This window comes from Pseudomonas sp. NPDC087346, from assembly GCF_044744235.1.
Lineage (GTDB): Bacteria > Pseudomonadota > Gammaproteobacteria > Pseudomonadales > Pseudomonadaceae > Aquipseudomonas.
Window position 1 is genome coordinate 18,242 of the sequence record NZ_JBIUXX010000012.1, and the last position, 21,027, is coordinate 39,268.

Sequence of the window (21,027 nt, forward strand, 5' to 3'; positions counted from 1 at the left end):
CGAGCAGGCTCACTCCTACACTGGATCTGTGTGGACTCGAAATCAGCGGTAATCATCCACCGGCACACACGCGCAGAACAGGTTGCGATCTCCATAGACGTTATCGACACGGTTCACCGCCGGCCAGTATTTGTGCGCCTTGGTATGCGCATCCGGCGTCACGCCTTGCTCGATGCTGTACGGGCGCTCCCAGATGCCGGTGATATCCGCCAGGGTATGCGGCGCACCTTTGAGCGGGTTGTCCTCCGCCGGCCAGTTGCCGTTCTGCACCTCGGTGATTTCTGCGCGGATGCTCAGCATCGCCCCGATAAACCGGTCCAGTTCGGCCTTGGATTCACTCTCCGTCGGTTCGACCATCAAGGTGCCCGGCACCGGAAATGACATGGTCGGCGCATGGAAGCCGTAATCCATCAGGCGCTTGGCGACATCTTCCTCGCTGATTCCGGTCTGCGCCTTGAGCGGCCGCAGATCAAGAATGCATTCATGCGCCACCCGCCCGTTACGGCCGGTGTACAACACTGGAAATGCACCGGATAAATGCTGCGCCAGGTAATTCGCCGCGAGAATCGCCACTTCGCTGGCGTCCGCCAGTTGCGGGCCCATCATCGCGATATACATCCAACTGATCGGCAGAATGCTCGCGCTGCCCCACGGCGCCGCGCTGACCGCGCCGTTCTGCGGCAGCGGCCCGTCAATCGGCACCACCGGGTGATTGGCGACGAACGGCGCCAGATGCGCACGAATCCCGATGGGACCCATGCCCGGCCCGCCGCCGCCATGGGGAATGCAGAAGGTCTTGTGCAGATTCATGTGCGACACGTCGGCACCGATGTCCGCCGGACGCGCCAGTCCGACCTGCGCGTTAAGGTTGGCGCCGTCCATGTACACCTGACCGCCGTGCTTGTGGATAACTTCGCAGATCTCGCTGATGCCCTCCTCGTATACGCCGTGGGTCGAGGGATAAGTCGCCATCAGGCACGACAACTTGTCCCCGGCCTCGGCCGCTTTGCTTTTCAAATCATCCAGATCGACGTTGCCCGCGGTATCGCACTCGACAATCACCACGCGCATCCCGGCCATCTGCGCCGAGGCCGGGTTGGTGCCGTGGGCCGAGGACGGGATCAGGCAAATCTCCCGCGCGCCCTGCTGGCGGCTCTCGTGGTATTTGCGGATCGCCAGCAGTCCGGCGTATTCGCCTTGGGCGCCGGAATTGGGTTGCATGCAGATCGCGTCGAACCCGGTGATCGCGCACAACCAGCGCTCCAGCTCTTCGATCATCAATGTGTAACCGACCGCCTGCTCCCGGGGTACGAAAGGGTGCAGATTGGCGAACTGCGGCCAGGTGATCGGGATCATTTCGCTGGTGGCGTTGAGTTTCATGGTGCAGGAGCCCAGCGGGATCATCGACTGGTTGAGCGCCAGATCCTTGTTCTCCAGTTGCTTGAGGTAGCGCAGCATCTCGGTTTCGCTGTGATGGGCATTGAACACCGGGTGGCGCAGAAACGGCGTGCTGCGTTGCAGGTTGTCGGGAATCCCCGAGGTGAGTATTTCGCCGTCGAGATCCTCGACGCTCAGGCCGTGATCGGCGCCCAGCAACACATCGAACAGTCTGGCCACGGTGCTTTCATCACAGATCTCGTCGAGACTCAGGCCCAGACGGCCACGACCGAGAATCCGCAGATTGATCTGCGCTGCCTGCGCACTTTCGATGATCGCGGTTTGCGCGCCGCCGACGTCCAGGGTCAGCGTGTCGAAAAACTGCGCGTTGACCCGTTTGATCCCGTGACGCTCCAGGCCTGTCGCCAGAATGCAGGTCAGCCGATGCACGCGCTGGGCAATTCGCTTCAGCCCCTCGGGGCCGTGATAGACCGCATAAAAACTGGCGATATTGGCCAACAGCACCTGCGCCGTGCAGATGTTCGAATTGGCCTTCTCGCGGCGAATATGTTGCTCGCGGGTTTGCAGGGCCATGCGCAACGCGACGTTGCCCCGGGCATCTTTCGACACGCCGATGATGCGCCCCGGAATCGCCCGTTTGTATTCCTCGCGGCTGGCGAAAAACGCCGCGTGCGGGCCGCCGTAGCCCATCGGTACACCAAAGCGCTGGGACGAACCGAACACTACGTCAGCGCCCAACTCGCCCGGCGGCGTCAGCAGCAACAAGCTCAGCAGATCGGTGGCGACGCAGGCCAGCGCCTGCTGCGCATGCAGATGATCAATCAATGGCCGCAGATCGCGGACTTCACCGTGGGTGTCTGGATATTGCAGCAATGCACCGAACACCTGGTGCTGCTTCAAGTTATCCACAGCATCGATGATCAACTCGAAGCCGAACCCTGCGGCACGGGTCTGCACCACGGAAATGGTTTGTGGATGGCAGTTCTCATCGATGAAAAACACATTGCTCTTGGACTTCGCCACGCGTTTGGCCAGCGCCATGGCTTCTGCGGCTGCGGTGGCCTCATCGAGCAACGAGGCGTTGGCCAGTTCGAGGCCGGTGAGGTCGATGGTCAGTTGCTGGAAATTCAGCAGCGCTTCGAGCCGGCCTTGAGCGATTTCTGGTTGATAAGGCGTGTAAGCGGTGTACCAGCCGGGATTTTCCAGCACGTTGCGCAAGATGACCGCCGGGGTCAGGGTGCCGTGGTAACCCATGCCGATCAGGCTGGTCCAGACCTGGTTCTGTTCGGCGTAACCGCGCAGTTTGGCCAGCGCCGCTTGTTCGTCGAGGGCCGGCGGCAGATCCAGCGCCCGATTGAAGCGGATACCGGGCGGCACCGTCTGTTCGATCAGCTCAATTCGACTGCCGAGACCAAGGCTGTCAAGCATCGCCTGTTGCTCGGCGGCATCAGGCCCGAGGTGGCGGCGCAGGAAGGCGTTAGGGTCGCGTAACTGGCTCAGGGACGGCAACTGGGACATGACGGGCTCTCTCTTGGCTGGCGCTCGGCGTCAATGCAACACGGTCAAACCAGCATAGCAGCCGATCCTTTGCGCACGACTTGGCGGCGATGGGTATTCCGGTTCATGCTGTGGCGCCTGCCTCAGGCATCCAACCATCGGATGATCAAAGTCTCATGAGCCAACAACCGTTCCTGCCGTTTTCCAAACCCGTCATTGATGAAGCCACGATTGCTGCCGTTGGCGAAGTGCTGCGTTCCGGCTGGATCACCAGCGGGCCCAAGGTCCAGGCCTTCGAAGCACAGCTGTCGGAATACTTCGGCGGACGCCCGGTGCGCACCTTCAATTCCGGCACCTGCACCATGGAAATCGCTTTGCGCATCGCCGGCATCGGGCCGGGCGACGAGGTCATCACCACGCCGATTTCCTGGGTGGCAACCGCCAACGTGATTCTCGAAGTCGGCGCTACTCCGGTGTTTGCGGACATCGACCCGGTGACGCGCAATATCGATCTCGATCAACTGGAAGCGGCGATCACCCCGCGCACCAAAGCAGTGATTCCGGTGTATCTGGCCGGTTTGCCGGTGGACATGGAGCGCTTGTACGCCATCGCGCGCAAACACAATCTGCGAATTGTCGAAGACGCCGCGCAGGCCCTGGGTTCGAGCTGGAACGGTCAGCGCATCGGCGCGACGGGGGACTTCGTGTCTTTCAGCTTTCAGGCGAACAAGAACGTCACCTGCTCCGAGGGCGGTTGCCTGGTGCTGAACACGCCCGAAGAAGCACGGCTGGCGGAGAAGTACCGCTTGCAAGGCGTTACCCGCAACGGCTTCGACGGTCTGGACGTTGATGTGTTGGGCGGCAAGTTCAACATGACCGATATCGCCGCCGCCATCGGTCTGGGCCAGTTTGCCCATATCGAAGCGCTGACCGCCCATCGGCGGGAACTGGCCCGGCATTACTTCAAATGTTTTGGCGCGGACTTCGAAGCACAGTATGGCGCGCAACTGCCGCCGGCGGACTTCGAAAACAGCAACTGGCACCTGTTTCAACTGGTGCTGCCAGAGCGCAAGGACGGTTTGCCAGCACGGGCTACATTCATGGAGCAGATGCAGGCCAAGGGGATCGGCATCGGCTATCACTATCCGCCGATTCATTTGCTGAGCTTGTACCGCGAGCGCGGTTTCAAGGAAGGGATGTTGCCGGTGGCGGAACGTGTCGGACGACTGATTGTGTCGCTGCCGATGTTTACCACGATGAGCAAAGAAGATGTCGAGCGCTCGGTCGAGGCGGTGAAAGCCGTCCTCAAGCCTTAACCCGCTCTAAATGTAGGAGCTGCCGAAGGCTGCGATCTTTTGACGTTGGTTTTTAACAACAAGATCAAAAGATCGCAGCCTGCGGCAGCTCCTACGGGGCGAGCATTACTCGCCGATTGCAGCCTTGTACGCATCTGCGTCGAGCAGTTTTTCCAGATCAGCAGCGTTGGCTGGCTTGAGCTTGAAGATCCACGCGCCGTACGGATCGGAGTTCAGCAGTTCTGGCGAAGCGCTCAGCTCTTCGTTGACGGCAATCACTTCACCAGCGATTGGCGAGTAAATGTCAGAAGCAGCTTTCACCGACTCGACCACACCGGCCTGATCTTCAGCGGCGAATTTGTTGCCGACTTCAGTCAACTCGACGAACACCACATCACCCAGCGCTTCTTGCGCGTGATCGCTGATGCCCACGGTGACGGTGCCATCGGCTTCCAGACGTGCCCATTCGTGACTTTCGGCAAAACGCAGTTCGGCTGGGATGTTGCTCATGTTCGGTGCCCTCAAGAAATTGTCAGCGGTCGGACCCGCCGGAAATAGGTTAGATCAAAGTTTTGCCATGACGCACGAAGGTCGGTTTGACCACTCGCACCGGATACCATTTGCCACGGATTTCCACTTCGGCGCGGTCGGCAGTTGCCGTCGGAACACGCGCCAGGGCAATCGATTTGCTTAGCGTAGGAGAGAAACTACCACTGGTGATCTCCCCTTCGCCAACATCAGCGATACGAACCACTTGATGAGCACGCAAAACACCGCGCTCCTCAAGCACCAGACCAACCAGTTTGTGCGCAACGCCGGCAGCTTTTTCCGCCTCCAGCGCAGCGCGGCCGATGAACTGACGCGAGGCCGGTTCCCAGGCAATGCTCCAGGCCATATTCGAAGCAAGCGGCGAAACGTCCTGATGGATGTCCTGGCCATAGAGGTTCATTCCGGCTTCAACCCGCAAGGTGTCGCGGGCACCGAGGCCAATGGGCGAAATACCAGCGCCCACCAGATCGTTGAAAAAACCCGGGGCTTGGTCGGCAGGCAGGACGATTTCCAGGCCATCTTCACCGGTGTAACCGGTGCGGGCGATGAACCAGTCACCGTCGGCGCGGCCTTCAAAGGGTTTGATCTGCTGAATCAGCGTGGCGCGGGACTGGGTCACCAGCTCGGCAATCTTGTGCCGGGCCTGCGGGCCTTGAATGGCGAGCATCGCCAGCTCCGGGCGCTCGTGCAGTTGCACGTCGTAAGTGCCGAGATGCGCCTGCATCCAGGCCAGATCCTGATCGCGGGTAGAAGCGTTGAATACCAGCCGATAACCGTCGTCGAGACGGTAGACGATCATGTCGTCGACGATGCCGCCACGCTCGTTGAGCATGGTGCTGTACAACGCACGGCCGGGGCTGTGCAGGCGTTCGACGTCATTGGCCAGCAAATGCTGGAGCCAGGCCTTGGCCTGGGTGCCGGCGACATCGATCACGGTCATGTGGGAAACATCGAACACCCCGCAATCGCGGCGCACCTGATGGTGTTCCTCGACCTGCGAGCCGTAATGCAGTGGCATATCCCAACCGCCAAAATCGACCATCTTCGCGCCGAGGGCGAGATGCAGGTCATACAGAGGCGTACGCTGTCCCATGGGTTTCTCCTTCCGGGCGTGGCGAAGGTGCGGACAGCTGCTGTACGGGTGAAAGCCTTGATATAGAAGGCTCTCAGCCGATTCCAGCGAACAGATCTGTCAGACGAACCGCACCGAATGCCGCGCATTGTAGCCGCATGATTCAGGACTGACGACTAAGTGTTTCGATGCGCAGATCGCCGGATCAGGCCGATGACCGGCAACAGTCCGACCAGAACCAGGGTCAGCGCCGGCAATGACGCCCTCGCCCATTCGCCCTCGCTGGTCATTTCGAAGATGCGTACCGCCAGCGTATCCCAGCCAAACGGGCGCATCAGCAGGGTTGCGGGCATTTCCTTGAGCACATCGACGAACACCAGCAACGCTGCGCTGAGCGTCCCGGGCAGCAATAACGGCAGATACACTTTGAAAAACAGTCGCGGCCCACTGACACCGAGGCTACGTGCTGCTTCGGGCAAAGACGGCCGTATACGCGCCAGACTGTTTTCCAGCGGCCCGTAAGCCACCGCAATGAACCGCACCAGATAGGCCATCAACAACGCCGCCAGACTGCCGAGCAACAGCGGTTTGCCCGCACCGCCGAGCCAGCCGGAAAGCGGAATCACCAGCTCTCGGTCGAGATAACTGAACGCCAGCATGATCGACACCGCCAGCACCGAGCCCGGCAACGCATAACCCAGATTGGCCAGACTGACCCCGGCGCGAATGGGTCTGGTTGGCGCCAGTCGTCGGGCGAAGGCCAGCAGCAAGGCGACGCTGACCGTGATCAGCGCCGCCATGCCGCCCAGATACAGGGTGTGCAGAATCAGTCCGGCGTAACGCTCATCGAGATCGAAGCGACCGCGCTGCCAGAACCAGACAATCAATTGCAGCACCGGAATCACGAAGGCGCAGGCGAACACCAGTCCACACCAGCTCATCGCCGCCCATGCCTTCAAACCGCGCAAGTGATACAACGCCTGGACCCGCGGCCGTTCGTTGCTAGCCCGGTTCGCCCCACGGGCACGGCGCTCGCCGTAAAGCACCAGCATCACCACCAGCAGCAACAGACTGGCGAGTTGCGCCGCGCTGGAGAGGCTGAAGAAGCCATACCAGGTCTTGTAGATCGCGGTGGTGAAGGTGTCGAAATTGAACACCGAGACCGCACCGAAGTCCGCCAGAGTTTCCATCAGTGCCAGCGCCACACCGGCACCAATCGCCGGACGCGCCATTGGCAACGCCACCCGCCAGAAGGCTTGCCACGGCGATTGACCCAGCACCCGCGCGGCTTCCATCAGCCCTTTGCCCTGAGCGAGGAACGCGGTGCGCGCCAGCAGATAGACGTAGGGGTAGAAAACCAGCACCAGCACCAGCATCACCCCGCCAGTGGAGCGCACTCGCGGCAGGCGCAAGCCGCTGCCGAACCACTCGCGCAACAGGGTTTGCACCGGGCCGGCGAAATCCAGCAAACCGACGAAGACAAACGCCAGCACGTAAGCCGGGATGGCGAACGGCAGCATTAGCGCCCAGTCGAGCCAGCGCCGGCCGGGGAATTCGCAGAGGCTGGTGAGCCACGCCAGACTGACGCCCAACAGCGTCACGCCAACGCCGACGCCGAGCACCAGCGTCAGAGTGTTGCCCAGCAGGCGCGGCATCTGGGTTTCCCACAGATGCGACCAGATCTGCTGATCGATGGTCTGCCACGACAGCAGCAGCACGCTCAGTGGCAACAGCACCAGCGCGGCGATGGCGAAGACGACGGGATACCAGCGGCGTTGGGCGGGGTGGGCCACTTCAAAGGTCTCGCGGAAAATCGTGGAGTTTAGGTAAAACGCAAAAAGATCGCAGCCTTCGGCAGCTCCTACAGAATGAATACCATCCCAATGTAGGAGCTGCCGAAGGCTGCGATCTTTTGCTCTTTAAATCAGCGAACTCAGTTCCAGCCCGCCCGATCCATCATGCGAATCGCTTCAGCCTGACGCTTGCCCGCCACTTCCACCGGCAACGTATCAGCAACAAACTTGCCCCACGCCGCCACTTCTTCCGAAGGCGCCACAGCCGGGTTGGCCGGGAATTCCTGGTTCACATCAGCAAAGATCTTCTGCGCTTCAGGCGTGGTCATCCACTCAACCAGTGCCTTGGCGGCTTCCGGGTGCGGTGCGTGTTTGGTCAGGCCAATGCCCGACAGGTTGACGTGCACGCCGCGATCCGCCTGATTCGGCCAGAACAGTTTCACCGGCAGATCCGGCTTCTGCTTGTGCAGACGACCGTAGTAATAGGTGTTGACGATACCGACATCGCATTGCCCGGCGTTGATCGCTTCCAGCACCGCAACGTCATCGGAGAACACATCGGTGGACAGGTTGTTGACCCAACCCTTGAGGATCTTCTCGGTCTTCTCGGCGCCATGCACTTCAATCATGGTCGCGGTCAGCGACTGGTTGTAGACCTTCTTCGCCGTACGCAGGCACAGGCGACCTTCCCAGTTCTTGTCGGCCAGCGCTTCGTAAGTGGTCAACTCGCCCGGCTTCACTCGTTGAGTGGAATAGGCGATGGTCCGCGCACGCAGGCTCAGACCGGTCCAGGCATGAGTGGACGAGCGGTATTGCAGCGGGATATTGGCGTCGATGGTTTTCGAGGTGAACGGTTGCAGAATGCCCATCTGCTCGGCCTGCCAGAGGTTGCCGGCATCGACGGTCAACAGCAGGTCGGCGGTGGCGTTTTCGCCTTCGGCCTTGATGCGCTGCATCAGCGGCGCTTCCTTGTCGGTGATGAACTTGATCTTCACCCCGGTTTTCGCGGTGTAGGCATCGAATACCGGTTTGATCAGTTCATCGATGCGCGACGAGTAAACCACTACCTCATCAGCGGCCTGGGCAGTTGTGCTGCCGATCAGGGTCAGGGCCAGTGCGGTCAGAAGACGCTTGGGTGCCAACATGGGAGTGGTCTCTCGGTCGGAAAATGTGGGCCAAATGATAAGGACTCACATTTACCACCACAATCGAACACTTCCCCAAGTCTTTACCAGATGTTGCGCAAGCTGAAATATGCGGTGACTGCGCGGACGCCTTCGCTGGCAAGCCAGCTCCCACAGGGTTTCACGGTGCACTCCGGATTGCAGCTTCACACCGCCCACTGTGGGAGCTGGCTTGCCAGCGATGAGGCCGGCAGCCTCAATAAAGAAGTCAGGGTTTGGCGAGGGCCGGGAGGTCGCCGGTCAGGCCGAGGGCTTCTCGCACGAACAACGCCTTGGCCTCCGGCATCTGCTCGACCAGTTTCAACCCGGCATTACGCAACCAGCGCACCGGCAGCGGATCAGCCTGGAACAAGCGCTCGAAGCCTTCCATCGCCGCCATCAGCGCCAGGTTGTGCGGCATGCGCCGACGTTCGTAACGGCTTAGCACCTTCACATCCGCCAGACGTTCACCACGTTCGGCCGCTTGCAGCAGCACTTCAGCCAACACCGCCGCATCAAGGAAACCAAGGTTCACACCCTGCCCAGCCAACGGGTGAATGGTGTGCGCGGCATCGCCGATCAACGCCAGACCTTCAGCGACATAACGCTTGGCATGGCGCTGGCGCAACGGCACGCAGACCCGTGGATCAGCGCTGATGACTTCACCCAGGCAACCCTCGAACGCGCGCTCCAGCTCACGACAGAACGCCGCTTCATCCAGCGCCATCAGGCGCTCGGCTTCGCTCGGCGTGGTCGACCAGACGATCGAGCACCAGTCCTGCTGACCATCACGCTCCAGCGGCAAAAACGCCAACGGCCCGTGATCGGTGAAACGCTGCCACGCCGTCATCCGGTGCGGCTTGCTGCTGCGCACGCTGGTGACGATGGCGTGGTGCAGATAATCCCACTCGCGAGTGGCGACGCCGGTCAGGCGCCGAACCGCCGAATTAGCGCCATCGGCAGCGATCACCAGCGGCGCACGCAAGGTGCGGCCATCGGCGAGTGTCAGCAGCCAGTCGTCGCCGGAGCGGCGCATCTGTTCCAGTCGCGCATTGGCCAGCATGCCCAGATCGCAGTCGTGCAAGCGGTCGAGCAAGGCGTCCTGCACCACGCGATTTTCGACGATGTGCCCGAGCACCTCTGCATGCACGCTGCTCGCCGAGAAGTGGATCTGCCCGGTGCCGCTGCCGTCCCAGACGTGCATGTCGGTGTAAGGACTGCTGCGCCGTTTGGCGATGCCATCCCAGACGCCGAGGCGTTCGAGAATCCGCTGGCTTGCGGCCGACAGCGCACTCACCCGTGGCTCGAACGGCGCGTCGATATCGAACGGTTTGACGCTCAACGGGCTGCCGTCGAGCAGCAGGACTTCCAGCCCGCTGTCCTGCAACGCCAACGCGAGGGCGCTGCCGACCATTCCGGCTCCGACAATCAGCAGATCTGCGCGCATTTCCATGCTTTAAGCCTGTCTCGCTTGCGGCTTGAGCCGCACGTAAAGGGTTTTACCGACCCGCGCCACCAGATTGCCGGCGCCGTCATGAATGTCGACCTGCAACTGCGGCAGGTATTTTTCGCCACTGGCGGTCTGCCGGCGAATCTCGTCGAGCAAGGTCTCGTCGATGTTGAACCGGGCGAACACCCGGCCCTTGCCCGGCGCAATGAAATCGATATCGGCAGCCTTGTCCCAGACGATGTAACGCGAGCCGAGGTTTTCCATCAGCATCAACATGAAGAACGGATCGACCATCGAATACAGACTTCCGCCGAACTGGGTGCCGACGTAATTGCGGTTGTACCAGCCCAATCCCATCGACACTTGAATGTCGCGAAAGTCATCGCTGATGTGCCGCACCCGCACGCCAGCACCAAGGTAAGGCGGGTAAAACGTCATCACCCAGCGCATCAAGCGTGCCTTGCCGAACGAACGCATCAACCAGTTACGCATCCGGACGTGTTCCCAAACCCATGGCCTGACGGGCGAACCAGCGTTTGGCCGGTGGCAGCAGATCAAGACCGAGTAAACCGATGTTGCGTCCCAGCGACACCAGCGGCTGGGTGCTGCCAAACAGTCGGGTGACCTGATCGGAGAAACCTACGGTGAGCTCTTGGTCGAGACGCTGACGCTCTCGATAAGCCTGCAACGTAGCGAAATCGCCCAGCGGTTTGTCGCTGGCGAGCAAGGCTTCAGCCAGCGCATTGGCATCGCGCAGCGACAGGTTGAAACCCTGGCCGGCAATCGGGTGCAGGCTGTGCGCAGCGTTGCCAAGGATCGCCAGATGCGGACGCACCTGCTCCTCGGCCTCCACCAGCGACAGCGGATACAGATGCCGTGCGCCAACCTGTTTCAGGGTGCCGAGGCGATAGCCGAACACGCTCTGTAATTCACTGAGGAAATCGCGATCACTCAAATCCGCCAGACGTTGCGCGTCCATGCCCAGACGGGTCCAGACCAGTGCGCAGCGATTTTCCGGCAATGGCAGCAGCGCCATCGGACCGTCATCGGTGAAGCGCTCGAAGGCCATGCCGTTGTGCGCTTCGCTCGGGGTAATGTTGGCGATCAGCGCGCTCTGGTTGTACGGACGCTTGCGCACGTTGATGCCCAGTTGCTCGCGCAGCCCGGAACGACCGCCATCGGCCAGCACGGCGAGGTCGCATTCAATAGTGGTTTCGTCGTTGAGGGTCAGACGATAGCCGTCAGCCATCGGCTCCATGCGGATGACTTCCGCCGGGCAGCGCCAACTGATCACGTCTTTATCGACGTGTTGCCACAGGCACTGGCCGAGCCAGGCGTTTTCCACCACGTAACCGAGCGCAGGTACACCCTCTTCCATCGCCGACAAACGGGCGGTGGAGAAGCGTCCACGGTCGGAGACGTGAATCTGTTTGATCGGCTCGGCCCGGCGGGAGATTTCCTGCCACACACCGAGTCGCTGATAAATCTGCCGGGCGCCGAACGACAGCGCCGACGAACGCGCATCGTAGCTCGGCTGCCAACCTTCGCCGGGGGCGAACGGTTCGATCAGCACGATCTTCCAGCCACGGGCCTTGGCCCCTGCCTGCAAAGCCAACGCGAGACTGGCGCCGACCAGACCGCCACCGATGATTGCCAGATTGACCCGACTCATGCCGCGTGCGCCCGGGCTTGCGCCATCAGCGCTTCGATGTCGGCGACGGTTTTCGGTACGCCGTTGGTCAGGATTTCACATCCGGTTTTGGTCACTACCACGTCGTCCTCGATGCGCACGCCAATGCCGCGCCATTTCTTCGCTACGTTCTGATTGTCCGGGGCGATATAGATGCCCGGCTCCACGGTCAGCGCCATGCCGACCTCCAGCACGCGCCATTCGCCGCCGACCTTGTATTCGCCGACGTCGTGCACATCCATGCCCAGCCAGTGGCCGGCGCGGTGCATGTAAAACGCTTTATAAGCTTCGCTGGCGATCAGTTCGTCGACGTCGCCCTGCAACAAGCCCAGCTTCACCAGACCGCTGGTGATCACTCGCACCGTGGCTTCGTGCGCCTGATTCCAGTGTTTGTTCGGGGCGATTTCGGCAAACGCCGCTTCTTGCGAAGCCAGGACCAATTCGTAAATCGCTTTCTGCTCGGGCGAATACTTGCCGTTGACCGGCCAGGTGCGAGTGATATCGCTGGCATAGCAGTCGATCTCGCAACCAGCGTCGATCAGCACCAGATCCCCGTCCTTGAGCAGCGCGTCATTCTGCTGGTAATGCAGGATGCAACTGTTGCGCCCGGCAGCGACAATCGAGCCGTACGCCGGCATCTTCGCCCCGCCCTTGCGGAATTCGTAATCGAGTTCGGCTTCGAGGCTGAACTCGTGCAATCCGGCGCGACTGGCCTGCATCGCGCGGATATGGGCCTGGGCCGAGATCCGGGCGGCTTCGCGCATCACCTTCACTTCTGCCGCCGATTTATACAGGCGCATGTCGTGCAGCAGATGATCCAGGGCAACGAATTCGTTCGGCGGCTGGGCGCCAAGATGCGCTTTGGAGCGGATCACGTTGATCCAGTCCATCAGGTGCCGGTCGAATTCCGGGTTGCTGCCCATCGCCGAATACACCCGGTCACGACCTTCGATCAGGCCCGGGAGAATGTCGTCGATGTCGGTGATCGGGAAGGCATCGTCGGCGCCAAAGTCGCGGATCGCGCCTTCCTGCCCTGCACGCAAGCCGTCCCATAACTCACGTTCGGCGTTGCGTTCACGGCAGAACAACACGTACTCACCGTGTTCGCGACCGGGCATCAGGACGATCACGGCCTGCGGCTCGGGGAACCCGCTGAGGTACTGGAAATCGCTGTCCTGGCGATAGACGTGCTCGACGTCGCGGTTGCGAATGGCAACGGCGGCGGCGGGCAGGATCGCGATGCTGTTGGGTTCCATCTGCGCCATCAAGGCCTTGCGGCGACGGCTGTATTCCGCTTTCGGGATATGGATCATGGGCAGATGGCTTTCCCTGTCACGCGATTAATGCAACGACGGTTTGGCGGCGGGCGGCACGTCGGCTTTCTTGGTTTCGGAGAACAACAGCAGCGGCGCGACGCGCAGGTATTCCATGACTTCCATGTAATCGCTTTCGCCGTCTTCGGATTCTTCCAGAGCGTCTTGCACCTGGGAGATGGCTGCCAGATCCTGCAGCACTTCAGTGGCTTCGGTGCTCAACATGCTGCTGTCGCGGCAGTTAAGACCAAACCCGCTGAGGAAACCCTGGCACCATTCGCCCAGTGCGGCAGCGCGGTCAGTCAGTGGCGCGTCATCGGTCGGCAGCAACAGCACGACGGTCACGTCGTCACCGGTCAGTTCGCCTTTGACCATTTCCTGCAAGCCGATCAAGGCATTGCGGACGTTGTCCTGGATCTCGCCTTCGAGCAATTCGGCGGCATCGATCAACCAGCCTTCGTTGTCGAAGCCGGCGCCGGCGCAACTGCGGCCGAGCAGCAGACCATGCAATTCGGCAGGCGAGACTTTGTGGCCGCTGGAAGTCAGCAGAGTGGCGAAGGCTTGGTACGGGGAATTCTGAATGGTCATGGGCAGCTAGGCGCCAGACGGCGCTATGTCTAGAATGAAGGCCTTGTATCCTACATCGACAGACTCGCCAAGACTATTAAAGGCTGTCCGCCTGTCACCTCCATCAGACACAAATTCAGTGGACACAATGGAAGACAACGACCTGCAAGCGCTGATGGCCAGACTCGAGCTGCTGATTACCCGAGTCGAGCAACTAAAGAGCCAAAACGGACTCTTACTAGCTCAGGAAAAGACCTGGCGCGAGGAACGCGCGCATCTCATTGAAAAAAACGAAATCGCCCGGCGTAAGGTCGAGTCGATGATTTCGCGCCTCAAGGCCCTGGAGCAAGACTCATGAGTTCAAGCAATAGCGTAACCGTGCAGATCCTCGACAAAGAGTATTCGATCATTTGCCCGCAGGAAGAACGCAGCAATCTGGTGAGCGCCGCACGCTACCTCGATGGCAAGATGCGTGAAATCCGCAGCAGCGGCAAAGTCATCGGCGCCGACCGTATCGCCGTGATGGCTGCACTGAACATCACCCACGATCTCTTGCACAAAGAAGAGCGACCGGACATCCAGGCCAGCGGCTCGACCCGTGAACAGGTGCGCGACTTGCTCGATCGTGTCGATCTGGTGCTGGCCACCGAGCCAGACGTCACCAAGGGCTGATTCGTCAGACCGCTTGAGGTATACTCGCGGCACTCCCTGGGGTGCTTGCCAGTTGACGATGTCCCTGAGCCGATTCGCACTACCCTGGAAGTTGCACGTTGGGCTGGTGTGCATGTCCGCTAGACGGAAAGCCTTAAAGTCTACTGCATCTTCCACCTTGAACTTTCGGGTTCAAGGGCTAAGTTGACAGCGGTTCATCCGGGGAGCCTGATTCGAATCCGATGTCGGTGAAAACCGACATCGGATTTTTTATGCGTACGTTTTCGTCCCACCTGCCGAAGCCGAACCATGACCGAACCCGCGCTGCTGCCCCGCCCGCAACTTCGCCGCCTGCTGCGCAAGGCGCGCCGCTCACTGTCCAAGAGCGAACAACGCCAGGCCGCCAAAGGCTTGTACCGGCAACTGGCGCAAGACCCGCATTTCCGCCGGGCGAAACATATCTCTCTATATTTGCCCACCGACGGTGAAATCGATCCGCGCCTGCTGCTGCGTGAAGCTCAGCGTCGAGGCAAAGCGACCTATCTACCGGTGCTCAGTGCCTGGCCGCGAACCAAAATGGTTTTCCAGCGCATCCGCCCTGGCGAGAAACTCAAACCCAATCGCTTCCGCATTCTGGAGCCGCGCGCCTGCCTCGCTAGACAACGCAAAGTCTGGACGCTGGATCTGGTGCTGTTGCCGCTGGTGGGTTTTGACGACGTCGGTGGACGTTTGGGAATGGGCGGTGGCTTCTACGACCGCAGCCTGGCGTATCTGGCGCGTCGAAAAAACTGGCGCAAGCCGACGCTGTTGGGGCTGGCCCATGAATGTCAGAAGGTTGAACGATTGGCGCAAGCGAGCTGGGATGTACCGTTACAAGGCACGGTCACCGACAAGGCGTGGTATTTCGCAGGATAGACGCCGCGCGGATCAGCGACGTCGGGAAGGCAGTTTCAGCGTTTGAACGCGGTCGACTGTTGTACTTGTTGCGCGACTTCAATCGGTGCATCGGTCTTGTTGGCCCACAGGCTCTGCGCATAACCAGTGGTCACGACGCCCAGGCCGAACAAAACAACCAAAATCCATAGTAAATCCGGTTTGCGTTTCATCGATTGCCCCCCTCGGGCACATCATCACGATGACAGCAGCGGTTTCCGTGTGTAGGCCGTGCAGCAGCGTCAAGCTTTAAAGGCCGGCATTTTGCGACAACGTGACCCTCTGCGCAAACGCTGACGTCAACCGACCGTCGGTTTGTCATAAAATTGCCCGACAACCTGCCCAATGACCGTTTCAGGAGCAAAAAACATGGCCTATTGGCTGATGAAGTCCGAGCCCGACGAACTTTCGATCAAAGGTCTGGAAAAGCTCGGCACCGCGCGCTGGGACGGGGTTCGCAACTATCAGGCGCGCAATTTCCTGCGCGCCATGGCGGTTGGGGACGAATTCTTTTTCTATCACTCCAGCTGCCCGGAGCCGGGAATTGCCGGGATCGGCAAGATTATCAAGGCAGCCTACCCGGACCCGACGGCGCTGGAGCCGGAGAGCCATTACTTCGATCCGAAGGCCAGCCCCGAGAAAAACGCCTGGAGCGCGATCGATGTCGCCCATGTCGAAACGTTTGCGCGGGTGTTGAAACTTGATTATCTGAAGCAGCAGACGGCGCTGGCCGAGATGCCGTTGGTGCAGAAGGGATCGCGGTTGTCGGTGATGCCGGTTATGGCCGAGCAATGGGCGGCGGTGATTGCGCTCAAGCCTTGAAGCTTTTTCGGCTGACAAAATGCAATCGCTGGCAAGCCAGCTCCCACAGGGTTCTGCGGCGATCACATTAATGTGTTTCACCGCAAATCCTGTGGGAGCTGGCTTGCCAGCGAAGAGGCCCGCCCGGACAGCAGAAGTCTTACTGAATGATCAGGTTGTTGAACAACAGATCCTCAACCACTGGCTTGCCAGTCTCGTCATTCATCACTTGCTGAGTCTGCTTCAGCGCTTCCTGACGCAGCTTTTCCTTGCCTTCGATGCTGCCCATCGCCTCGGTAGTCTGCTGAGTGAACAGCGCCACCAGTTGATTGCGGATCAGCGGCTCGTTGGCCTTGACCAGTTTGGCCGACTCATCACCCGTCACGCGCAGCGCGACGTCAGCCTTGAAGACCTTGAGTTTCGGCGTGCCATCCAACCCGTAGTTACCCACAAACGGCGGGCTCAGGGTGATGTAGCTAACCTTTGGCGCTTCGCCTTCTTTGGCTTCTTCGGCCAGCGCTGCCACAGGCAGAGACAGGGCCAGCAACAACATGATCCACGCTTTCACAATTCGCTCCTTATCCGGTTTGCGGCCTAGCATAACGACCCGCCGCGCAAGCACAAGCTTATGGGCGACTATCAGGGTCGGGCATGCTCGTTGACCCGTTGACTGACACACCTACACTTATCGGCCATCACTCCCAAAGGAATAGCCCTGATGAAAGCCGTGCTGTGCAAAGCCTTCGGCCCTGCCGAATCGCTGGTGCTGGAAGACGTCGCCAGTCCTGTCGCGAAGAAGAACGAAATCCTGCTGGAGGTGCACGCTGCCGGGGTCAACTTTCCGGACACGCTGATCATCGAGGGCAAATACCAGTTCAAGCCGCCCTTCCCGTTTTCCCCGGGTGGTGAAGCGGCGGGTGTGGTCAGCGCGGTAGGTGAAAAAGTCAGCCATCTGAAGGTTGGCGACCGGGTCATGGCCCTGACCGGCTGGGGCAGCTTCGCCGAACAGGTCGCGGTGCCGGGCTACAACGTCCTGCCGATTCCACCGTCGATGGATTTCAACACCGCCGCCGCGTTCAGCATGACCTACGGCACCTCGATGCACGCCCTGAAACAGCGCGCCAATCTGCAACCGGGTGAAACCCTGCTGGTACTGGGCGCATCCGGCGGTGTCGGTCTGGCGGCAGTGGAAATCGGCAAAGCCATGGGTGCCCGGGTCATCGCTGCTGCCAGTAGCGCAGAGAAACTCGCGGTGGCCAAAGCGGCCGGCGCCGACGAACTGATCAACTACAGCGAAACCAGCCTCAAGGAAGAAATCAAACGCCTGACCGATGGCCAGGGCGCTGACGTGATCTACGACCCGGTCGGCGGCGACCTGTTCGATCAGGCCATCCGCGCCATCGCCTGGAACGGCCGTCTGCTGGTAGTCGGCTTCGCCAGCGGACGCATTCCCGAATTGCCGGTCAACCTCGCCTTGCTAAAAGGCGCGGCAGTGCTCGGCGTGTTCTGGGGTTCCTTCGCCCAGCGTCAGCCACAGGACAACGCGGCGAACTTCCAGCAGTTGTTTGGCTGGTTTGCCGAGGGCAAGTTGAAACCACTGGTGTCGCAGGTCTATCCGCTGAGTAATGCGGCGCAGGCGATCAATGATCTTGGGCAACGCAAGGCTGTGGGCAAGGTTGTGGTGCAGGTGCGCTGAACCTGTGATGCACGCCGTCAGTTGCCGGGCGCATCGCCGATGTCGCCCGGCAGCAGGTGTTCCTGAATCTTCTCACTGCGAGACGGGATGAGGCGGCCGTTTTCATCGAAGCGCAGCACGATCAGCCAGTCGTAGACATCGTCGGGCCATTTTTCCTGGCCCATCAATGCTGTGGCGTCGCCGCCGAAGGCTTTGAGCAGTTTATTGATATGCCCGTGATGCCAGGCAATCAGCACGGTCTGCGCCTGATTGCTCTTGCGCAACAGTTTGACCAACTGATGAAGATCACCATTGAGGTAGGGCTGCTCAATCGCAAGGTTCAGACGCTGGGCCAGCGGGATCAGGGTCAGGCGCGAGCGCGAACTCTCCGGGGTGTCGCCGGCAGCAATCAAACGCTGGGGAGTGAGGGTCTGGCCGTCGAGTTGCAGCGGATTGAAATAATCGACGTAGGCTGCCGCACGCTGTTCGCCTCGGGCATTGAGTACCGATCCCACATCAGGTTTTTCTGCATGCCGAATAATCAGCACCGTGGCGTTGCGCAGACCGGAATGGGCGGGATGATCGGTGACGATCAATGTCAGCATCACAGCGGCAATCCCCGCCGCCACCAAAAATCTCGGCACCAACATGCGAACCTTCAGTGGCATTTCTTATCTCGACTGATCAATCGGCTGAACTGACCGCGAGTCTAAGTCACTCGATGTTGATAAGTGGTGAAAACGCCCTGTTCTTACAGCTGAGCGACAGGTTCGTAAAGGAACATGCGACTTCCAACATTTTCCGCTGTTTTGCCGATGCGAACCGGTGCTATTTTCGGTAACGAAACTGTAACATTCGCATCCGCAGTCAAAACAAGAAATCTGGAGCTCTTGAATGTTTGCTTTCTTTCGTCCTGCCGCACATCAGGCTCCTTTGCCTGAAGAACAAATAGACAGCACTTACCGACGCCTGCGCTGGCAGATCTTCGCCGGTATTTTCATTGGTTACGCAGGTTACTACCTGCTGCGCAAAAACTTCTCCCTGGCCATGCCGTACCTGATCGACGAAGGCTACAGCCGTGGCGATCTGGGTCTGGCGATGTCGGCAATTGCCATTGCCTATGGCTTGTCGAAGTTCCTCATGGGCCTGGTGTCCGACCGCTCCAACCCGCGCTTCTTCCTGCCGTTCGGCCTGCTGGTTTCGGCCGGGGTGATGTTCGTGTTCGGTTTCGCGCCATGGGCCACGTCCAGCGTGACCATGATGTTCATCCTGTTGTTCATCAACGGTTGGGCGCAGGGCATGGGCTGGCCGCCGAGCGGAAGGACGATGGTGCACTGGTGGTCGCAGAAGGAACGCGGCGGCGTGGTCTCCGTATGGAACGTCGCGCATAACGTCGGTGGCGGTCTGATCGGTCCGCTGTTCCTGCTCGGCATGGGTCTGTTCAATGACTGGCATGCGGCGTTCTACGTCCCGGCAGCCGTGGCACTGGGCGTGGCGGTGTTTGCTTTCATCACCATGCGCGACACCCCGCAATCGGTCGGCCTGCCGCCAATCGAGCAGTACAAGAACGATTACCCGGAAGGCTACGACGCCAGCCACGAAGACGAATTCAGCGCCAAGGAAATCTTCGTCAAGTACGTGCTGCGCAACAAAATGCTCTGGTACATCGCCATGGCCAACGTCTTCGTCTACCTGCTGCGTTATGGCGTACTGGACTGGGCGCCGACCTATCTCAAGGAAGCCAAGGGTTTCACCGTGGATAAAACCTCGTGGGCCTATTTCTTCTACGAGTGGGCGGGTATCCCGGGCACGCTGCTGTGCGGCTGGATGTCGGACAAGATCTTCCGTGGCAACCGTGGCCTGACCGGCATGGTGTTCATGGCACTGGTGACCGTGGCAACGCTGGTCTACTGGCTGAACCCGGCCGGCAACCCGACCGTCGACATGATCGCGCTGTTCTCGATCGGCTTCCTGATTTACGGCCCGGTGATGCTGATCGGCTTGCAGGCACTGGAACTGGCGCCGAAGAAAGCCGCCGGCACCGCTGCCGGTTTCACCGGTCTGTTTGGTTATCTGGGTGGTTCGGTCGCAGCGAGCGCGGCGATGGGCTACACCGTTGACCACTTCGGCTGGGACGGTGGTTTCGTGCTGCTGGTCGGCGCTTGCCTGCTATCGATGGCCTTCCTGGCCCCGACGCTGTGGCACAAACAAGTCGCCAGTCAGAGCCGCGAAGCAGTCGCCTGATCAGTCTTTGACTGACAGCGCTTGAGCCGCGCCTCCAGATTCCGGTCTGGCATGGCGTGGCTGCGCAGGGCGTGTGCGGTCTGCTCGACATAATCGCGAGTCGTGCCGTACCGCCCGCAAGCGCTTTCGAATACCTGGCTCAGCACATGATCCGGCAAGTTGCCGGCATAGCTGGGCAGGTGTCGCTCCAGCACAAATCCCAAGGCCTGTACCTGGCTGCCATCTTCAAGACGGCAGTTGAGCCAGTGCGGGCGATAGGATGGAAACGGCATCTCGCGCTTCCATAGCGCATACAGCGCACTGTCGAGATTCTCTTCCGGCAGCCGATAGGCAAAGCCGCTGCAAGAACCCCCGCGATCCAGACCAAACACCAAACCGGGCATTTCCGGCGTGCCTCGGTGCTCGTGCGACCACAGATACAAACCACGATGGTAGCCATGCACCCGACCGCGCACCCGTTCAGAGGACGAACACTCGGGTTTCCAGATCAGCGAGCCATAGGCGAACAGCCACACCGGCCCGCCCTTGTGGCGCGCCATGGTCGATTGCATCGAGACGAGAAGTTGTTCGTGCGTCAGCTGCGGCCCCAGATCGAGGCGCGGAGGGTAAGCCAGATTCAGAAAAGCAGATTCAATGGCTGTCATGACGGTAGTGTTCGGCCCCGCAAGTATTACAAGATGTAAGCACAATCCGCTTTATAGAACATATAGCAGTAAATCTAAAACGAAAAGTGCTAAAGGATGTATGACACTTTTGATAAGGAGAAATAGCGGTTATCAACGCGGTCACTGGCTTTTATATAGCCTAATCCCCTTTCACCAATGTCTTAAATACCTGAATGACATATCCATAAGCATTCGCTCACCTGTTCAGGGTTTGTTCATGAGTACGAAGGAAATTTCCTACTAAAATATCGGAATCTCTTTATGTCCCGTC

At 60.0% G+C, this 21,027-nt stretch carries 21 protein-coding genes and 1 other RNA gene; 8 read left to right on the forward strand and 14 right to left on the reverse strand.

The window, feature by feature from the left end; translation table 11 throughout:
• Positions 1-42 precede the first annotated feature (42 nt).
• Positions 43-2,916, reverse strand: coding sequence for an aminomethyl-transferring glycine dehydrogenase (gene gcvP / locus ACIOZM_RS10000; RefSeq protein WP_401212744.1), 2,874 nt, complete (start codon positions 2,914-2,916; stop codon positions 43-45).
• Positions 2,917-3,071: 155 nt separating this feature from the next.
• On the opposite strand from gcvP, the gene ACIOZM_RS10005 reads away from it, so the two are divergent.
• Positions 3,072-4,211: a DegT/DnrJ/EryC1/StrS family aminotransferase gene (locus ACIOZM_RS10005; protein WP_401212745.1), complete on the forward strand. Its 1,140-nt coding sequence runs from the start codon at positions 3,072-3,074 to the stop codon at positions 4,209-4,211.
• A 105-nt stretch (positions 4,212-4,316) separates the two neighbouring features.
• Here the strand turns inward: ACIOZM_RS10005 and gcvH are convergent, their stop codons facing one another.
• The 9 genes from gcvH to ACIOZM_RS10050 all read right to left on the reverse strand — a co-directional run bounded on the left by gcvH (position 4,317) and on the right by ACIOZM_RS10050 (position 13,808).
• Positions 4,317-4,700 (reverse strand): glycine cleavage system protein GcvH, encoded by a 384-nt coding sequence (gcvH, locus tag ACIOZM_RS10010; RefSeq protein ID WP_401212747.1) that lies wholly within the window; start codon positions 4,698-4,700, stop codon positions 4,317-4,319.
• Positions 4,701-4,749: 49 nt separating this feature from the next.
• Positions 4,750-5,832: a glycine cleavage system aminomethyltransferase GcvT gene (gcvT, locus tag ACIOZM_RS10015; protein WP_401212750.1), complete on the reverse strand. Its 1,083-nt coding sequence runs from the start codon at positions 5,830-5,832 to the stop codon at positions 4,750-4,752.
• 155 nt (positions 5,833-5,987) lie between these two features.
• The gene (locus ACIOZM_RS10020; protein ID WP_401212752.1) at positions 5,988-7,604 is read right to left on the reverse strand and encodes an ABC transporter permease; all 1,617 of its coding nucleotides are present in this window, start codon (positions 7,602-7,604) and stop codon (positions 5,988-5,990) included.
• Between the two features lie 140 nt (positions 7,605-7,744).
• Complete coding sequence (locus ACIOZM_RS10025; RefSeq protein ID WP_401212755.1) at positions 7,745-8,749, reverse strand: extracellular solute-binding protein; 1,005 nt, start codon at positions 8,747-8,749, stop codon at positions 7,745-7,747.
• Between the two features lie 247 nt (positions 8,750-8,996).
• A complete protein-coding gene (locus ACIOZM_RS10030) occupies positions 8,997-10,214 on the reverse strand; it encodes a 2-octaprenyl-3-methyl-6-methoxy-1,4-benzoquinol hydroxylase (RefSeq protein ID WP_401212985.1) in 1,218 nt (405 codons plus the stop codon).
• A gap of 9 nt (positions 10,215-10,223) precedes the next feature.
• Positions 10,224-10,709, reverse strand: a complete 486-nt coding sequence (locus tag ACIOZM_RS10035) for a DUF4442 domain-containing protein (RefSeq protein WP_401212758.1) — start codon at positions 10,707-10,709, stop codon at positions 10,224-10,226.
• Positions 10,702-11,889, reverse strand: coding sequence for a 2-octaprenyl-6-methoxyphenyl hydroxylase (ubiH, locus tag ACIOZM_RS10040; RefSeq protein WP_401212760.1), 1,188 nt, complete (start codon positions 11,887-11,889; stop codon positions 10,702-10,704). The genes ACIOZM_RS10035 and ubiH overlap by 8 nt, the downstream gene beginning before the upstream one ends.
• Complete coding sequence (gene pepP / locus ACIOZM_RS10045; protein ID WP_401212763.1) at positions 11,886-13,220, reverse strand: Xaa-Pro aminopeptidase; 1,335 nt, start codon at positions 13,218-13,220, stop codon at positions 11,886-11,888. The genes ubiH and pepP overlap by 4 nt, the downstream gene beginning before the upstream one ends.
• Before the next feature lie 27 nt (positions 13,221-13,247).
• The gene (locus ACIOZM_RS10050) at positions 13,248-13,808 is read right to left on the reverse strand and encodes a YecA family protein (RefSeq protein ID WP_401212764.1); all 561 of its coding nucleotides are present in this window, start codon (positions 13,806-13,808) and stop codon (positions 13,248-13,250) included.
• Positions 13,809-13,935: 127 nt separating this feature from the next.
• Here ACIOZM_RS10050 and ACIOZM_RS10055 point away from each other — a divergent pair, with 127 nt between their 5' ends.
• The 4 genes from ACIOZM_RS10055 to ACIOZM_RS10070 all read left to right on the forward strand — a co-directional run bounded on the left by ACIOZM_RS10055 (position 13,936) and on the right by ACIOZM_RS10070 (position 15,353).
• Entirely contained in the window at positions 13,936-14,145 is a 210-nt protein-coding gene (locus ACIOZM_RS10055) for a TIGR02449 family protein (protein WP_401212767.1), read from the forward strand.
• Entirely contained in the window at positions 14,142-14,459 is a 318-nt protein-coding gene (locus tag ACIOZM_RS10060) for a cell division protein ZapA (RefSeq protein ID WP_401212769.1), read from the forward strand. Before ACIOZM_RS10055 ends, ACIOZM_RS10060 begins: the two co-directional genes overlap by 4 nt.
• A gap of 30 nt (positions 14,460-14,489) precedes the next feature.
• Positions 14,490-14,668, forward strand: a non-coding RNA gene (gene ssrS, locus ACIOZM_RS10065) — 6S RNA.
• Positions 14,669-14,747: 79 nt separating this feature from the next.
• Positions 14,748-15,353 carry a 5-formyltetrahydrofolate cyclo-ligase gene (locus ACIOZM_RS10070; RefSeq protein WP_401212770.1) on the forward strand — a complete coding sequence of 202 codons (606 nt, stop codon included), beginning with the start codon at positions 14,748-14,750 and terminating at the stop codon, positions 15,351-15,353.
• A gap of 35 nt (positions 15,354-15,388) precedes the next feature.
• Here ACIOZM_RS10070 and ACIOZM_RS10075 read toward each other — a convergent pair whose 3' ends face one another.
• Positions 15,389-15,544: a hypothetical protein gene (locus ACIOZM_RS10075; RefSeq protein ID WP_401212772.1), complete on the reverse strand. Its 156-nt coding sequence runs from the start codon at positions 15,542-15,544 to the stop codon at positions 15,389-15,391.
• A 196-nt stretch (positions 15,545-15,740) separates the two neighbouring features.
• Here ACIOZM_RS10075 and ACIOZM_RS10080 point away from each other — a divergent pair, with 196 nt between their 5' ends.
• A complete protein-coding gene (locus ACIOZM_RS10080; RefSeq protein ID WP_401212775.1) occupies positions 15,741-16,193 on the forward strand; it encodes an EVE domain-containing protein in 453 nt (150 codons plus the stop codon).
• 139 nt (positions 16,194-16,332) lie between these two features.
• Here ACIOZM_RS10080 and ACIOZM_RS10085 read toward each other — a convergent pair whose 3' ends face one another.
• On the reverse strand, positions 16,333-16,740 hold the full coding sequence (locus ACIOZM_RS10085) for a flagellar basal body-associated protein FliL (protein WP_401212777.1): 408 nt from the start codon (positions 16,738-16,740) through the stop codon (positions 16,333-16,335).
• Positions 16,741-16,890: 150 nt separating this feature from the next.
• Here ACIOZM_RS10085 and ACIOZM_RS10090 point away from each other — a divergent pair, with 150 nt between their 5' ends.
• Positions 16,891-17,868, forward strand: coding sequence for an NADPH:quinone oxidoreductase family protein (locus tag ACIOZM_RS10090; RefSeq protein WP_401212780.1), 978 nt, complete (start codon positions 16,891-16,893; stop codon positions 17,866-17,868).
• Positions 17,869-17,885: 17 nt separating this feature from the next.
• On the opposite strand, the gene ACIOZM_RS10095 is transcribed toward ACIOZM_RS10090, so the two are convergent.
• A complete protein-coding gene (locus ACIOZM_RS10095; protein ID WP_401212782.1) occupies positions 17,886-18,515 on the reverse strand; it encodes a flagellar basal body-associated protein FliL in 630 nt (209 codons plus the stop codon).
• A 226-nt stretch (positions 18,516-18,741) separates the two neighbouring features.
• Here ACIOZM_RS10095 and glpT point away from each other — a divergent pair, with 226 nt between their 5' ends.
• Positions 18,742-20,091, forward strand: coding sequence for a glycerol-3-phosphate transporter (gene glpT / locus ACIOZM_RS10100; protein WP_401212785.1), 1,350 nt, complete (start codon positions 18,742-18,744; stop codon positions 20,089-20,091).
• Here glpT and ACIOZM_RS10105 read toward each other — a convergent pair.
• Positions 20,067-20,735, reverse strand: coding sequence for a gamma-glutamylcyclotransferase (locus ACIOZM_RS10105; RefSeq protein WP_401212788.1), 669 nt, complete (start codon positions 20,733-20,735; stop codon positions 20,067-20,069). The two genes, glpT and ACIOZM_RS10105, sit on opposite strands and share 25 nt — an antisense overlap.
• Positions 20,736-21,027 lie beyond the last annotated feature (292 nt).

Bases quoted from the DNA above. Each gene is read 5' to 3' on its own strand.
- pepP (WP_401212763.1), bottom strand. From the start codon at position 13,220: ATGATCCATATCCCGAAAGCGGAATACAGCCGTCGCCGCAAGGCCTTG.
- glpT (WP_401212785.1), top strand. From the start codon at position 18,742: ATGTTTGCTTTCTTTCGTCCTGCCGCACATCAGGCTCCTTTGCCTGAA.
- gcvT (WP_401212750.1), bottom strand. From the start codon at position 5,832: ATGGGACAGCGTACGCCTCTGTATGACCTGCATCTCGCCCTCGGCGCG.
- ACIOZM_RS10090 (WP_401212780.1), top strand. From the start codon at position 16,891: ATGAAAGCCGTGCTGTGCAAAGCCTTCGGCCCTGCCGAATCGCTGGTG.
- ACIOZM_RS10050 (WP_401212764.1), bottom strand. From the start codon at position 13,808: ATGACCATTCAGAATTCCCCGTACCAAGCCTTCGCCACTCTGCTGACT.
- ACIOZM_RS10080 (WP_401212775.1), top strand. From the start codon at position 15,741: ATGGCCTATTGGCTGATGAAGTCCGAGCCCGACGAACTTTCGATCAAA.
- ACIOZM_RS10030 (WP_401212985.1), bottom strand. From the start codon at position 10,214: ATGCGCGCAGATCTGCTGATTGTCGGAGCCGGAATGGTCGGCAGCGCC.
- ACIOZM_RS10060 (WP_401212769.1), top strand. From the start codon at position 14,142: ATGAGTTCAAGCAATAGCGTAACCGTGCAGATCCTCGACAAAGAGTAT.
- ACIOZM_RS10005 (WP_401212745.1), top strand. From the start codon at position 3,072: ATGAGCCAACAACCGTTCCTGCCGTTTTCCAAACCCGTCATTGATGAA.
- ACIOZM_RS10055 (WP_401212767.1), top strand. From the start codon at position 13,936: ATGGAAGACAACGACCTGCAAGCGCTGATGGCCAGACTCGAGCTGCTG.
- gcvP (WP_401212744.1), bottom strand. From the start codon at position 2,916: ATGTCCCAGTTGCCGTCCCTGAGCCAGTTACGCGACCCTAACGCCTTC.
- ubiH (WP_401212760.1), bottom strand. From the start codon at position 11,889: ATGAGTCGGGTCAATCTGGCAATCATCGGTGGCGGTCTGGTCGGCGCC.
- gcvH (WP_401212747.1), bottom strand. From the start codon at position 4,700: ATGAGCAACATCCCAGCCGAACTGCGTTTTGCCGAAAGTCACGAATGG.
- ACIOZM_RS10070 (WP_401212770.1), top strand. From the start codon at position 14,748: ATGACCGAACCCGCGCTGCTGCCCCGCCCGCAACTTCGCCGCCTGCTG.
- ACIOZM_RS10035 (WP_401212758.1), bottom strand. From the start codon at position 10,709: ATGCGTAACTGGTTGATGCGTTCGTTCGGCAAGGCACGCTTGATGCGC.
- ACIOZM_RS10105 (WP_401212788.1), bottom strand. From the start codon at position 20,735: ATGACAGCCATTGAATCTGCTTTTCTGAATCTGGCTTACCCTCCGCGC.
- ACIOZM_RS10095 (WP_401212782.1), bottom strand. From the start codon at position 18,515: ATGCCACTGAAGGTTCGCATGTTGGTGCCGAGATTTTTGGTGGCGGCG.
- ACIOZM_RS10025 (WP_401212755.1), bottom strand. From the start codon at position 8,749: ATGTTGGCACCCAAGCGTCTTCTGACCGCACTGGCCCTGACCCTGATC.
- ACIOZM_RS10075 (WP_401212772.1), bottom strand. From the start codon at position 15,544: ATGAAACGCAAACCGGATTTACTATGGATTTTGGTTGTTTTGTTCGGC.